This is a genomic window from Massilia aquatica (genome assembly GCF_011682045.1).
GTDB classification, from domain to species: Bacteria; Pseudomonadota; Gammaproteobacteria; order Burkholderiales; family Burkholderiaceae_D; genus Telluria_A; species Telluria_A aquatica.
This window is the reverse complement of sequence record NZ_VVIW01000001.1, coordinates 113,675-126,410: the sequence shown is the minus strand read 5'-3', so window position 1 is coordinate 126,410 and position 12,736 is coordinate 113,675. Positions and strand designations below refer to the sequence as shown.

Here is a 12,736-nt window from a genome sequence, read left to right as displayed (position 1 = left end):
GGCTTTCGGAGAGTAGTTTGGAACAGCAGATTGCGCAAGACACGACGCCGATTTTCCAGCGCATCAAGGATTATCTGCTCGGCGAGATCGCCGCCGGCCGCTGGAAGGAGGGCGATGTGGTGCCGTCCGAGCAGGCCCTGGTGCGCCAGTTCGGGGTCTCGCGCATGACCGTCAACCGCGCCGTGCGCGAGCTGACCGCGGAACAGGTGCTCACGCGGCGCCAGGGTTCGGGCACCTACGTGGCGCCGCAAAAGTACCAGGCCACCCTGGTCGAGATCAAGAGCATCGCCGACGAGATCCGCGCGCGCGGCCACGCGCACCGCAGCAGCCTGCATCTGCTCGAAAAGGGCCGCGCCAGCGAGCTGCTGGCGCTGCAGTTCGCACTGGCGCCCGGCCAGCCGCTGTTCCATTCGGTGATCGTGCACTTCGAGAACGAGGTGCCGATCCAGGTCGAGGACCGCTGGGTCAATCCAGCCTGCGCGCCCGATTACCTGGCCCAGGATTTTTCGGCCATCACGCCCAACGAGCACCTGACCCAGGCCGCGCCGCTGCAAAACGCCAGCTACAGCATCGAGGCCCTGCCCGCCCCGCGCGAGATCGCGAACATGCTGGCGGTGGGGCCGCGCCAGTGCTGCCTGGTGCTCAAGCGCCAGACCCGGGCCCTGGGCCAGGTGGCGTCGGTGGTGACAATGTGGCATCCCGGTCAGTTATATCAGTTCACCGGCAAGGTCGGCTGAGCGGCACAAGCGCGTCCGCGCAGCAGAAATACGACACTTTTACCCGCACGATAGGCGAAGATTCCTATTGGTAAATTGCCTGCGCCGAAAAATGGCTACTATGGAGCTTAGCCTAAACCTCGTCGATGGCCCCGCCATGCCCGTTCCGATCTCGTTCACCCGTCACCGCGCCGCGCTGCGCTGCTGGCGCGCGTGCGCGCTGCTGGCGGCGGCGCTGGCCGGGGGCGATGCGCTGGCGCACGCGCTGCGCTGCTGGCGCGCGTGCGCGCTGCTGGCGGCGGCGCTGGCCGGGGGCGATGCGCTGGCGCTCGAAAAGGTGGTGGTGCAGCTGAAATGGCAGCACCAGTTCCAGTTCGCCGGCTATTACGCGGCCCAGGAGCAGGGCTTTTACCGCGAGGCGGGGCTGGAGGTGACCTTGCGCGAGGCCGAGCGCGGCGACGACGCGGTGTCGGCGGTGACCTCGGGCGCGGCCGAATACGGGGTGGCCAATACCAATCTGCTGGTGGCGCGCGGGCGCGGCAAGCCGGTGGTGGTGCTGGCGTCGGTGTTCCAGCATTCGCCGGCGGTGCTGCTGGTGCGCGCCGACGCGGCCGGCCAGCCGCAGCTACCCGCCAGCGGCACCGTGATGATTTCGCCCAACAGCGTGGAGCTGCTGGTGTTCATGAAGAAGTTCGGCGCGCCGCTGGCCGGCTATGCGCAGGTGCGCCACAGCTATAACGTGGGCGACCTGGCCAATGGGCGGGTGGCGGCCATGTCGGCTTTCAGCACCGACCAGCCCTACCTGCTGGAACGCGACCATACCCGTTTTGCCACGCTCACGCCGCGCGCGGCGGGCATCGATTTTTACGGCGACCTGCTGTTTACCAGCGAGGCCGAACTGCGCGAGCATCCGGCGCGGGCAGCGGCCATGCGCGCGGCCACCCTGCGCGGCTGGCAGCACGCGCTGGCGCACCAGGCCGAGACGGTGGACCTGATCCGCGCGCGCTATCCGCATCGCCTCAGCCGCGAGCATTTGCTGTACGAGGCGCACGGGATCGTGCCGCTGATCGAGGCCGACATGCTCGAACCGGGTTACAGCAATCCGGCGCGCTGGCGCGCCATCGCCAGCGCCTACGCCAGCCTTGGCCTGCTGCCGGCCGATTTTTCGCTCGATGGTTTCCTGTACCAGGAGGCGCGGCCCGATGCGCGCTTCGCCTTGCCCGGCACGCTGTCGGCGCTGGCGCTGCTGGCACTGCTGCTGGCGGCAGCGGCGGCGTGGTGGCGCGCGCGGCGGCTGGCGGCGGCCTTGCAAGCCGAACGCGCCCTGCTGGCCGACACCCGCGCGCGCCTCGAAAGCAGCGAAAACCTGCTGCGCTTTGCGCTCGATGGCTCGGGCCACGGCACCTGGGAGTGGACCCAGCAAAGCGGCGCGCTGGCCTTGTCGGCGCGCTTCAAGGAGCTGCTGGGCTATGCGGCCGATGAATTCGCGGTCGATTTCAACGCCTGGCTGCTGCATGTGCACCCGGAAGACGTGGCGCGCCTGAAGGCCGACCTGTCGGCTTGCCTCAAGTCGCCGGCGGCCGGCAGCAATGTGCTGGCGTGCGAGTTCCGCATGCGCTGCAAGGATGGGCGCTGGAAGTGGATGCTGGGCCGCGGCATCGTGATCGGGCGCGATGCCAGGGCGCGCGCGCTGCGCGTCTCGGGCACCATGGCCGATATTGGCGACCGCAAGGAAGCCGAGGATGCGCGCGTGCGCGCCGTGCTGGAAGCCTCGCCCGAGGCCATGCTGATCCTTGACGCCGATGGCCGCATCCGCTACGCCAACCATTTGTGCGCGAGCAGTTTCGGCTATGCGCTCGAAGCGCTGGTGGGCATGCCGGCCGAGCGCCTGGCGCCGGGCGTGCGCGAGCCGGGCGCGCCGAACCGGGTGATCACGGCGCAGCGGCGCGACGCCAGCCAGTTCCCGGCTGAAATGAACCGCACGCCGATGCTGTCGCAGGGCCATACGCTGACCATCGTGTCGCTGCGCGACATCAGCGAACGCCAGCGCGCCGAGCAGGCCCTCAAGGCGCTGGCGGCGCGTCTGCACGAGATCTTGCAGATGATGCCGATCGGCCTGTACATCAAGGATACCGAGGGCCGCGTGACGCTCATGAACAGCGCCTGCGAAACCCAGTTCGGCCTGACCCTGGCGCAGTTGAGCGGCGACGGGCAGGGCGCCACGGGCACCCTGAACGCGCGCGAGCGCGCCGCCTTTGCCGGCGGCGCGATGCTCGACGATGTGGAGACGGTGTACAACGCGCGCCTGCAGCGCGAGCTGCATGTGCGCACCATCCGCAAGACCGTGTGCAACGAGCAGGGACAGTGCGAGTACCTGATCGCGATGATGATCGATATCAGCGCCAGCATCGGCACCGAGCAGCAGTTGCGCGAATTGAACGAGCACCTGGAAGAACGGGTGCAGCAGCGCACCGCGCAGCTGGACCAGGCCAAGCAGGTGGCCGAGGAAGCGAGCATGGCCAAGGGCCAGTTCCTGGCCAATATGAGCCACGAAATCCGCACCCCCATGAATGGGGTGATCGGCATGGCTTACCTGGCGCTCAAGACCGACCTCAATCCGCGCCAGCGCGACTACATCGAAAAAATCCGCTTCGCCGGCGAGCACCTGCTGGGCATCATCGACGACATCCTCGATTTTTCCAAGATCGAGGCGGGCAAGCTGGAAGTGGAGATGGTCGCGTTTACGCTCGACCATGTGATCCAGACCCTGTCGACCGTGGTCGCGCCCAAGGCGGCCACCAAGGACCTGGCGCTGGTGTTCGAGCTCGATCCGGCACTGCCGCGCGCGCTGCAGGGCGATCCGCTGCGCCTGGGCCAGGTGCTGATCAACTATACCCATAATGCCATCAAGTTTTCCGACAGCGGCAGGATCACGGTGCGCATCGACAATATCGACGACCGCCCGGACGATTGCCTGCTGCGCTTCCAGGTGTGCGACAACGGCATCGGCCTGACCCCCGAGCAGACGGCCAAGCTGTTCCAGTCGTTCCAGCAGGCCGACACCTCGACCACGCGCGAGTACGGCGGCACCGGCCTGGGGCTGGCGATCTGCAAGCAGCTGGCGCAGCTGATGGGGGGCGAGGTTGGCGTCGAGAGCCATCCGGGCAGCGGCAGCTGCTTCTGGTTCACCGCGCGCGTGGGCAAGCTCGATCCGGGCGCCGTGCACACGGGCGCCGTGCACACGGGCGCCGTGCAGGCGGCGCAGGAGCAGGGGCCGGATGCGGCGGCCGGCGCGCGCGCGCCCGGCCAGGATGCGCTGCTGCGCGGCGCCCGCATCCTGCTGGTCGAGGACAATACCTTCAACCAGCAGATCGCCCTCGAAATGCTGGAGGAAGCCGGCTGCGTGGTGTGCCTGGCGCAGAACGGCCTGGAGGCGCTCGACCTGCTGGCCAAGACCGGCTTCGACGTGGTGCTGATGGATGTGCAGATGCCGGTCATGGACGGTTTGCAGGCCACGCGCCTGATCCGGCTCGATCCGCGCCTGGCCGGCCTGCGCGTGCTGGCCATGACCGCCACCGCCACCAGCGAGGACCGGGCGCGCTGCATGCAGGCGGGCATGGACGATTTCATCAGCAAACCGATCCAGCCGGCCCTGTTGTGCGATGCGGTGGCGCGGGCCATGCCGGCACGCGTGCCGGACGCCAGCGCGCCGGCGGCCTTGCCGGCCCAGCCGGGCTTTCGCACCGTGGCCGGCGACCCGGAGGTGATCGACCTGACGGTACTGGCCAAGCTGCTCAGCTACAACCAGGACAAGGTGCGCAAGTTCGCCTTCAAGTTCCTGCAGACCACCCAGGCCGGCTTCGAGGAGATGGAAACGGCGCTGGCGGCCGGCGACGTCGCCCGCGTGCGCGAACTGGGCCACCGCATCAAGTCGTCGGCGCGCACGGTGGGGGCGATGGGCATGGGCGAGCTGTGCCTGCGCCTGGAAAACCTGCCTCGCGGCAGCCCGGCCAGCGAACGGGCCGAGGCGGCAGCCCTGGTCGCACAGCTGTGGCCGCTGCTGGCGCGCATCACCGAGCAGATTATGCAAAACACCACGTTTGCCAGCGAGGCCTAAAAAAACCTGCGCACAGCTGCCGCTGGCAGGCGTTCTCCATGATAATAGTGGCGCACGCGCGACGACCTTGAGCCTAGCGCGCTGCCAATAACGACAATAACAGCTGCTAAAGACAACCATGGACGAGAGCGCAACACAGGCCCCGCCGCCACGCATCCGCGTGCTGCTGCTGGACGATGATCATTTCATGCTGGAACTGCTGACCGACATGCTGGCCGATCTGGACGGCGCCGACAGCGCCCGCGCCTTCGAGGTGCGTACCGAATCGGATGCGCGCCGTGCCCTGGCCAGCCTGGCGCTCGACCCGCCGGGCCTCTTGATCTGCGACCTGTCGATGCCGGACATGGATGGCATCGAGTTCATGCAGGCGGCGGCCGCGGCCGGTTTCGGTGGTGGCGTGATGCTGCTTTCGGGCATGGACAGCGGGGTGCGCAAGGCGGCCGAACGGCTGGCCAGGGCGCACGGACTGAACGTGCTGGGCGCCTTCAAGAAGCCGATCAGCGCGGCCGAACTGCAGGCCGCACTGGCGCCGCTGAGGGGGCAGGAAGCCCTTGGGCACGAGAATTTGTACAATCTCTCTCCCCTTTCGGAAAAATAGGTTATTATTTCGGCTAAATCCCCGCCTGATACCCTCTGCCGCCCTTCCCTATATTGAATTTGTGCACACCGTCACCACCATAGTGTTGCAAGATAAAAAGGAACTGGCTGGTGACAGCGATGGTCCCCGAAGCAGGGTCGGCTTATCCTCCAGGCGTTATTGACCCCCTACCTCATTTAGAGGAAAACATGAGCGAAAATATTAAATACATTAGCGATGCATCTTTCGAAGCGGACGTCCTCAAGTCGGACCGTCCCGTGCTGGTCGACTTCTGGGCTGAATGGTGCGGTCCGTGCAAGCAAATCGCTCCGATCCTCGAAGAAATCAGCCAGGAATACGACGGCAAGGTCGTCATCGCCAAGATGGACGTCGACGCCAACCAGCAGGTTCCGGCCAAATTCGCCATTCGCGGCATTCCAACCCTGGTTCTGTTCAAGAACGGTGTTGAAGCGGCCCGCATGGTCGGCAACAATGGCAAAGGCAAGCTGACCGCTTTCCTCGACAGCAATATCTGATTATGTAAGTACAACGTGACGCCGGCGCGCCCGCGCTGCCGTCTTGTCCGGCCGGGAATCGAGTTGGCCTCGACTGACTTCTTCCCGGATGATTAACCCACGCAGTTCCCTCCCCTACCTTTACTTCCCGTCACGGGACTCAACTCATGCACTTATCTGAACTGAAGGCCATGCACGTCTCCGCACTACTGGAGATGGCGATTGGCCTCGATATCGACAACGCAGCCCGCCTGCGCAAACAAGAACTGATGTTCGCCATTCTCAAGAAGCGCGCGAAATCAGGCGAACAGATTTTTGGCGACGGCGCTCTCGAAGTGCTGCCGGACGGCTTCGGCTTCCTGCGCTCGCCGGACGCCAGCTACATGGCCTCGACCGACGATATCTATATCTCGCCGTCGCAAATCCGCCGCTTCAACCTGCATACGGGCGATTCGATCGAGGGCGAAGTGCGTACCCCGAAAGACGGCGAGCGTTATTTCGCGCTGGTCAAGGTCGACAAGGTCAATGGCGAATCTCCGGAAGCGAGCAAGCACCGCATTCTGTTCGAGAACCTGACCCCGCTGCACCCGAACGAGCCGCTGCGCCTCGAGCGCGAAATGAATGGCCAGGAAAACATCACCGGCCGCATCATCGACCTGATCGCCCCGATCGGCAAGGGCCAGCGCGGTTTGCTGGTCGCTTCGCCAAAGTCGGGTAAATCGGTCATCCTGCAGCACATTGCGCATGCGATCACGGCCAATCACCCGGACTGCACCCTGATCGTGCTCCTGATCGACGAACGTCCTGAAGAAGTGACCGAAATGCAGCGCTCGGTGCGCGGCGAAGTGGTTGCCTCGACCTTCGATGAACCAGCGACGCGCCACGTGCAAGTGGCCGAGATGGTGCTCGAAAAGGCCAAGCGCCTGGTCGAAATGAAAAAAGACGTGATCATCCTGCTCGACTCGATCACCCGCCTGGCGCGCGCCTACAACACCGTCATTCCCGCCTCGGGCAAGGTATTGACCGGTGGCGTGGACGCCAACGCGCTGCAGCGTCCCAAGCGTTTCTTCGGCGCCGCGCGCAATATCGAAGAAGGCGGCTCGCTGACCATCATCGCCACCGCCCTGATCGAAACCGGTTCGCGCATGGATGACGTGATCTACGAGGAATTCAAGGGCACCGGCAACATGGAAGTCCACCTCGAGCGCCGCCTGGCCGAGAAGCGCGTCTATCCGGCCATTAACCTGAACAAATCGGGTACCCGCCGCGAAGAATTGCTGATCAAGGCCGACCAGCTGCAGAAGATCTGGATCCTGCGCAAGCTGCTGTACTCGATGGACGAGATCGAAGCGATGGAGTTCATCCTCGACAAGATGAAGGCCACGAAGAACAACAATGAGTTCTTCGACATGATGCGGCGCGGCGGGTAATTTCCGCTGAAGGCATCAACAAAAGGACAGCTGCGGCTGTCCTTTTTCGTTGTTGGTTCGCTGGCGCTGACGCAGGAATATCGTAAAAGCAACACCGGGGTCAGACCCCTCACTGAAAAACCGCGGTCTGACCCCTCCTGCCCCCTAAAACGCTGTATAATCGCCGGTTGCAGTATTTAACCCCTGGCAAGTGAGCGGCAATCGGGTCACGAGGCAAGACGACCGACGAAGTGCAGTTTGGCTACCAAACTAACCGAGGCAAGACCATGCGTAAAGATATCCATCCAGAATACCGCGACGTTGTATTCCACGACCTGTCGTGCGATTTCAAATTCGTTACCCGTTCGACCATCCAGACCCGCGAAAAAATCACCCACGAGGGCGCAGAATACCCACTGGTGAAGATCGAGGTATCGGCTGAATCGCACCCGTTCTACACCGGCAAGCACAAAATCGTCGACACCGCTGGCCGCGTCGAGAAGTTCCGTCAGAAATTTGGTGCCGTCGGCTCCAAAACCGCAGTTGCAAACGGCTAAGTTTTTGCCTTGCACTCCTAAAAAGCAGCCACGGCTGCTTTTTTTTCGTTGATACTACCTCCTTTCCCCATTGCCGATGCCGCCGTTATCGATGAAACCCGTCCGTCTTTCCGCCGCCGCCACCCTGGCGCTCCCGCGCTGGGCCCTGTTTGCGCTGGGCCTGCTGTACATCCTGCCCGGCCTGATCGGGCGCGCTGACTGGAAAGATGATGCCGGCAGTTTCGGCATCATGTGGACCATGGCCCACGGCAGCCTGTCCGACTGGCTGCTGCCGAATATTGCCGGCATGCGGGTGCCGGACGACGGACCGCTGGCCTTCTGGCTGGGCGCGCTGTGCATCAAGCTGTTCGGCTGGTTGATGGGCGACATGATGGCGGCGCGCATGTCGACCATCGGCATCTTCGTGGCCGGCACGGCCTCGGTCTGGTGGACCGCCTTCCACCTGGGGCGGCGCCAGGATGCGCAGCCGCTGCGCCTGGCCTTCGGCGGCCAGCCCGAACCGGACGATTACGGCCGCACCCTGGCCGACACCGCCGCCCTGATCTATCTCGGCTGCCTGGGCCTGCTGATGTTCAGCCACGAAACCCTGGCCGTCACCCTGCAGGGCGGCCTGGTCGCCTACTTCCTGTACCGCGCGGTGCGCTACGTGGAAGCGCAGACAGTGCGCAATGCGGTCCTGATCGGCCTGTCGCTGGGCGCGCTGGTGCTCACGCGCGGCCTCTTGACCCCGATCACCCTGCTGCTGGCCCTGTTCGCATGCACGCGCTTCCTGTCGGTGCCGCTGGCGCCGACCCTGCGCCATCTCGGCCTGGCCGTGCTGACGGCAGTGGCGATCAGCATGCTCTGGGTGCTGCCGGCCGTGTCGATCCAGCCCTACGGCGTCAATCCCGTCAGCGGCTGGCTGGCCTGGACCGCCAACCAGATCGGCCTGCCGGGCTGGGTCTCGATCAAGACCTTCTTCCGGGTCGGGATCTGGTTCTTCTGGCCGGCCTGGCCGTTCGCCGGCTGGGCCATTTACGCGTGGCGCCGCCAGGACCACCTGCTGCACATCGTGCTGCCGCTGTTTTTCGTCGGCGCCCTCACCTTGCTGATCCTGTGCGATCCGCTGCCGGAAAACGGCGACCTGCTCAAGCTGCTGCCGCCGCTGGCCATCATGGCCGCGTTCGGGCTGCCGACCATGAAGCGCGGCGCCATCAACGCCATCGACTGGTTCTCGGTGATGGTGCTGACCATGCTGGGCGCGATCGTCTGGCTGTTCTGGATCGCCAAGCTGACCGGCTGGCCCGCGCAGCTGGCCAAGAACGCGCTCAAGCTGCTGCCGGGCTTCCGGCCCGAAGTCGAGGTGCTGGCCTTCGTGGTGGCGCTGGGCGCGACCATTGGCTGGATCGCGCTGGTCCACTGGCGCATCTCGCGCCAGCCGGCGGTGCTGTGGCGCGCCGTGGTGCTGTCGTCGGGCGGTCTGATTTTACTGTGGGTGCTGCTCATGACCTTGTTCCTGCCCGACTTCAATTACAGCAAGAGCTACGCGGTCGTGGCGCGCCAGATCGCCAGCTCGCTGCCGCCGGGCGCGGGCTGCATCAATTCGAACGTGGGTGCGCCGCAACGCGCATCGCTGGCGTTTTACGGCAAGCTGCCGTTCGATCACATCGGCGCCGGCAAGTGCGACCTGATCCTGCTGCAGGACAGCGTGAAAGTGCACGACGAGCGCGAACTGGCCAAGCCGCCGCCGGGCGCCGAGTGGCGCCTGCTGTGGGAAGGCCGGCGCGCCGCCGACCGCGACGAGCGCTTCCGCCTGTACCAGCGCGCGCCCTGAGTCGCCAGCCGCGCAAGTAAGCGCACGCTTACCCCGTACAGCGCCGCATCAGCCACTCGACCGGGCCAAGCGCGAAACGGCGGCGCCACAGATGCGCGCCCAGCACCGCGCCGGCCGAGAACACCAGCGCACTGCCGACCGCGAAGGCAAGCGTGCGGCCACCAAGCAGGCCGAGCGCTTCGAGCACGCCCATGCCGATGACGACGTGGGCGATGTACAGGGTGAGCGCGAGCTGGCCGGTATGCACCAGGGGCGCCAACCAGCGCGCGTCATGCCAGCGCCGGCCGGCCCAGACGCAGGCCGCGATCACCGCCATGGCGTCGCCGGCGGCGGCGATCCAGTACAGCGGCAGGGGCGGCAGCGGGCCGGATGACCACAGGTGCGACCAGACGCCGCTGCCCGGCGCGCCCAGCAGGACGCCGGCCGTCATCGCCAGTTCGGCCACGATGCCCATGAGCAGGCCGCTGATGAAGATCCGGTACAGCACGGTGCGCGACTGCATGTCGGCGCGCCCGAGCGCCATTCCCAGCAACAGGAAGCCAGTCCACGGGAACACCGGGTGAAAACCGTTGAAGAACAGGTTGCGCACAAAGCCGGCGGGCGTCCAGAAGCCGGTGTAGGCGAGGGTTTCCCAGTTCCAGCCGGCGCCGTAGTCGAGAGTGGCGGCCAGCACCACAAAGCCGGCCACCATCGCCAGCGCGGCGGCAACCAGGGCGCCGCTGCGCCACGACAGCGCCAGCGCGCCGATGACCATGTAGGCGCCGTAGTAATGGAGAATGTCGGCCGGCCACACCTGCACGTACAGCAGGCCCGCGCAGAACAGGAAGGCGGCGCGTTTCAGGATGCCGGCGCGGTCGGCGCGCAAGGCGGCCGGGTCGCCCGCTTCGCGCGCCCGCTTCGACAGCAACGACAGCCCGACCCCGGCCAGGATCACGAACAGGGCCGAGGCGCGTCCGTCGAGCGCGTCGAAGATGGCCAGCCACCACGGCGCATCGGGCGCGCTGGCGTGCATCACGACTTTGAAATTGACGATCACCATGCCGATCACGGCAAGGGCCCGGGCCAGGTCGAAGCCGGCGATGCGTTGTTTCATGGAGGACCATATTGAAAAAAACATAATGTAGCATGGGGCCTGGCGCCTGTTGAAAGCGGCGCTTCGATCAGCTTGGACTTATGAATCGCCGAGTGTTGCAAGCAGCTTATCCGGCTGGATGAGCAAAGGCGCCCTGCAAATTACTCGCTGGGGGAACCCGTTCATCAATGAGGCTTCACATGTTGCGGAACAAACGGCTGCGGCGTATGTCTGCATTCGTGACGGAGTTGCTCCGAATTCGCTTCCGGCGCCAACGGCTTGAGCCGGCTTAACTAAGGAGCGAGGAAAGAACCGAAGGAATGTCTGGATATGGAAGAGCGCATCGTCAAACTTGAAGATGTTGCCGTGGACACGCGGGAGCGGCTGATGCGCATAGAGACGCGCCGGCGCTGAAATAGCCTGCAACGCGAAATAGTTGCCTGAACCGGGCAAATGGGCCATAATGCGGGTCGCGTTGCCGGGATGGCGGAATAGGTAGACGCACGGGACTCAAAATCCCGCGCTGGAAACAGCGTGCCGGTTCGATTCCGGCTCCCGGCACCAAAACCTTGTTTTACCCTGTATCACCCCATATCAGAACCCGCATGCCTCATAGGCAGAGCGGGATTTTTTTCGTCGAATAGTGTCGCACCCGATATCATTTCATCGCAACAAGATACCGTAACTTTTTACGGTATCCCGCAGGATGAACTTTTTAGATACCGTAACAGGGGTGGAAATGGCACTGACAGACACGTTCGTAAAGCAAGTTAAGCCGATCAAACTTTCGGGCGACAAGTACGCCGATGGCCACAACATGTACTTGTTCGTGAAGGGCGCGGGCAAATACTGGCGCATGGACTACCAGCACCTGGGCAAGCGCAAGACGCTGGCAATGGGGGTGTACCCTGCTGTCAGCCTCGCGAAAGCGCGGGCCCGGCGCGCGGAAGCGCGGGAACTTCTCGCCGACGGCATTGATCCGGCGCAGGCAAAACGTGAGCATAAAGAAGCGCTCACCATCGCGGCAGTACATACATTCGAGGCAGTCGCACGTAGCTGGCTGACGAAGACGGCGGCTGAACGTGCAGACACCACGCAGATCAAAGTGACCGGGTGGCTGGCGAAGGACGTTTTTCCATACATCGGGGCGATGCCCATCTCCACTATCAAACCGCGTGACGTGCTCTCTGCTGTTCAGAAGATGGAAGCTCGTGGCGCGGTTGAATCGGCGCATCGGGTCAAGCAGGTCTGCGGCCAAGTCTTTCGATTTGCGGTCGCGACTGGTTTGGCAGAGCGCGATGTGACTGCCGACCTCAAAGGGGCACTGTCCACGGCGGTCAAAACCAACTACGCGTCAATCACCGAACCTAAGGAAGTCGCGAGCCTGTTGCGCTCGATATACGGCTACAGCGGCCACCCTTATGCCGTTGCCGCATTGAAACTGTCCCCACTCGTTTTCGTGCGGCCGGGCGAGTTGCGGGGTGCGGAATGGATGGAAATCGACTTGGACGGAGCAGAATGGCGCATTCCCGGCCACAAGATGAAGATGAAGAGCGATCACATCGTCCCCCTGTCCGAGCAGGCAGTTGCGATTTTGCGCGCGGTCCATCCGATGACGGGCCATCGCAAGTACGTTTTCCCGAGCATCCGCACGGACGACCGATGCATGAGCGAAAACACGGTGAACGCTGCTTTGCGGAGCATGGGCTACGCCAAAGACGTGATGACCGCGCACGGGTTCCGCGCGATGGCGCGCACTATTCTTGATGAAGTCCTTGAGGAGCGAGTGGACTTGATCGAACACCAACTGGCGCATGCTGTGAAAGACCCAAATGGCCGCGCTTATAACCGTACCGCTCACCTGCCGGCCCGCCGAGTCATGATGCAGCGATGGGCTGACTACCTTGATGAACTGCGCAGCGGCGCAAAACCCATCCCGTTGCGGGCAGCATAACCTCTA

The 12,736-nt window shown here is 64.3% G+C and carries 9 protein-coding genes and 1 tRNA gene; 9 read left to right on the top strand and 1 reads right to left on the bottom strand.

What is annotated here, in order from left to right; all coding sequences use genetic code 11:
• Positions 1-17 precede the first annotated feature (17 nt).
• The 7 genes from hutC to F1609_RS00565 all read left to right on the top strand — a co-directional run bounded on the left by hutC (position 18) and on the right by F1609_RS00565 (position 9,704).
• A complete protein-coding gene (hutC, locus tag F1609_RS00595; protein WP_167073660.1) occupies positions 18-737 on the top strand; it encodes a histidine utilization transcriptional repressor HutC in 720 nt (239 codons plus the stop codon).
• Between the two features lie 136 nt (positions 738-873).
• Positions 874-4,833 carry an ABC transporter substrate-binding protein gene (locus tag F1609_RS00590; protein WP_167073658.1) on the top strand — a complete coding sequence of 1,320 codons (3,960 nt, stop codon included), beginning with the start codon at positions 874-876 and terminating at the stop codon, positions 4,831-4,833.
• Positions 4,834-4,951: 118 nt separating this feature from the next.
• The gene (locus F1609_RS00585; RefSeq protein ID WP_167073656.1) at positions 4,952-5,431 is read left to right on the top strand and encodes a response regulator; all 480 of its coding nucleotides are present in this window, start codon (positions 4,952-4,954) and stop codon (positions 5,429-5,431) included.
• A gap of 188 nt (positions 5,432-5,619) precedes the next feature.
• On the top strand, positions 5,620-5,946 hold the full coding sequence (trxA, locus tag F1609_RS00580; protein WP_126076315.1) for a thioredoxin TrxA: 327 nt from the start codon (positions 5,620-5,622) through the stop codon (positions 5,944-5,946).
• A gap of 146 nt (positions 5,947-6,092) precedes the next feature.
• Positions 6,093-7,355 (top strand): transcription termination factor Rho, encoded by a 1,263-nt coding sequence (rho, locus tag F1609_RS00575; RefSeq protein WP_054268339.1) that lies wholly within the window; start codon positions 6,093-6,095, stop codon positions 7,353-7,355.
• A gap of 266 nt (positions 7,356-7,621) precedes the next feature.
• Complete coding sequence (locus F1609_RS00570) at positions 7,622-7,891, top strand: type B 50S ribosomal protein L31 (protein ID WP_054268338.1); 270 nt, start codon at positions 7,622-7,624, stop codon at positions 7,889-7,891.
• A 91-nt stretch (positions 7,892-7,982) separates the two neighbouring features.
• Complete coding sequence (locus F1609_RS00565) at positions 7,983-9,704, top strand: ArnT family glycosyltransferase (protein ID WP_167073654.1); 1,722 nt, start codon at positions 7,983-7,985, stop codon at positions 9,702-9,704.
• A gap of 28 nt (positions 9,705-9,732) precedes the next feature.
• Here the strand turns inward: F1609_RS00565 and F1609_RS00560 are convergent, their stop codons facing one another.
• Entirely contained in the window at positions 9,733-10,797 is a 1,065-nt protein-coding gene (locus F1609_RS00560) for a DUF418 domain-containing protein (protein ID WP_167073652.1), read from the bottom strand.
• A 456-nt stretch (positions 10,798-11,253) separates the two neighbouring features.
• Between F1609_RS00560 and F1609_RS00555 the strand changes: the two genes are divergently transcribed.
• Both F1609_RS00555 and F1609_RS00550 read left to right on the top strand, forming a co-directional pair.
• Positions 11,254-11,340, top strand: a tRNA-Leu gene (locus F1609_RS00555).
• Between the two features lie 175 nt (positions 11,341-11,515).
• Complete coding sequence (locus F1609_RS00550; RefSeq protein ID WP_167073650.1) at positions 11,516-12,730, top strand: tyrosine-type recombinase/integrase; 1,215 nt, start codon at positions 11,516-11,518, stop codon at positions 12,728-12,730.
• The last annotated feature ends 6 nt before the right edge of the window (positions 12,731-12,736 follow it).

Coding starts and splice junctions, on each gene's coding strand:
- F1609_RS00560 (WP_167073652.1), bottom strand. CDS start 10,797: ATGAAACAACGCATCGCCGGCTTCGACCTGGCCCGGGCCCTTGCCGTG.
- F1609_RS00585 (WP_167073656.1), top strand. CDS start 4,952: ATGGACGAGAGCGCAACACAGGCCCCGCCGCCACGCATCCGCGTGCTG.
- rho (WP_054268339.1), top strand. CDS start 6,093: ATGCACTTATCTGAACTGAAGGCCATGCACGTCTCCGCACTACTGGAG.
- F1609_RS00570 (WP_054268338.1), top strand. CDS start 7,622: ATGCGTAAAGATATCCATCCAGAATACCGCGACGTTGTATTCCACGAC.
- F1609_RS00590 (WP_167073658.1), top strand. CDS start 874: ATGCCCGTTCCGATCTCGTTCACCCGTCACCGCGCCGCGCTGCGCTGC.
- F1609_RS00565 (WP_167073654.1), top strand. CDS start 7,983: ATGAAACCCGTCCGTCTTTCCGCCGCCGCCACCCTGGCGCTCCCGCGC.
- F1609_RS00550 (WP_167073650.1), top strand. CDS start 11,516: ATGGCACTGACAGACACGTTCGTAAAGCAAGTTAAGCCGATCAAACTT.
- trxA (WP_126076315.1), top strand. CDS start 5,620: ATGAGCGAAAATATTAAATACATTAGCGATGCATCTTTCGAAGCGGAC.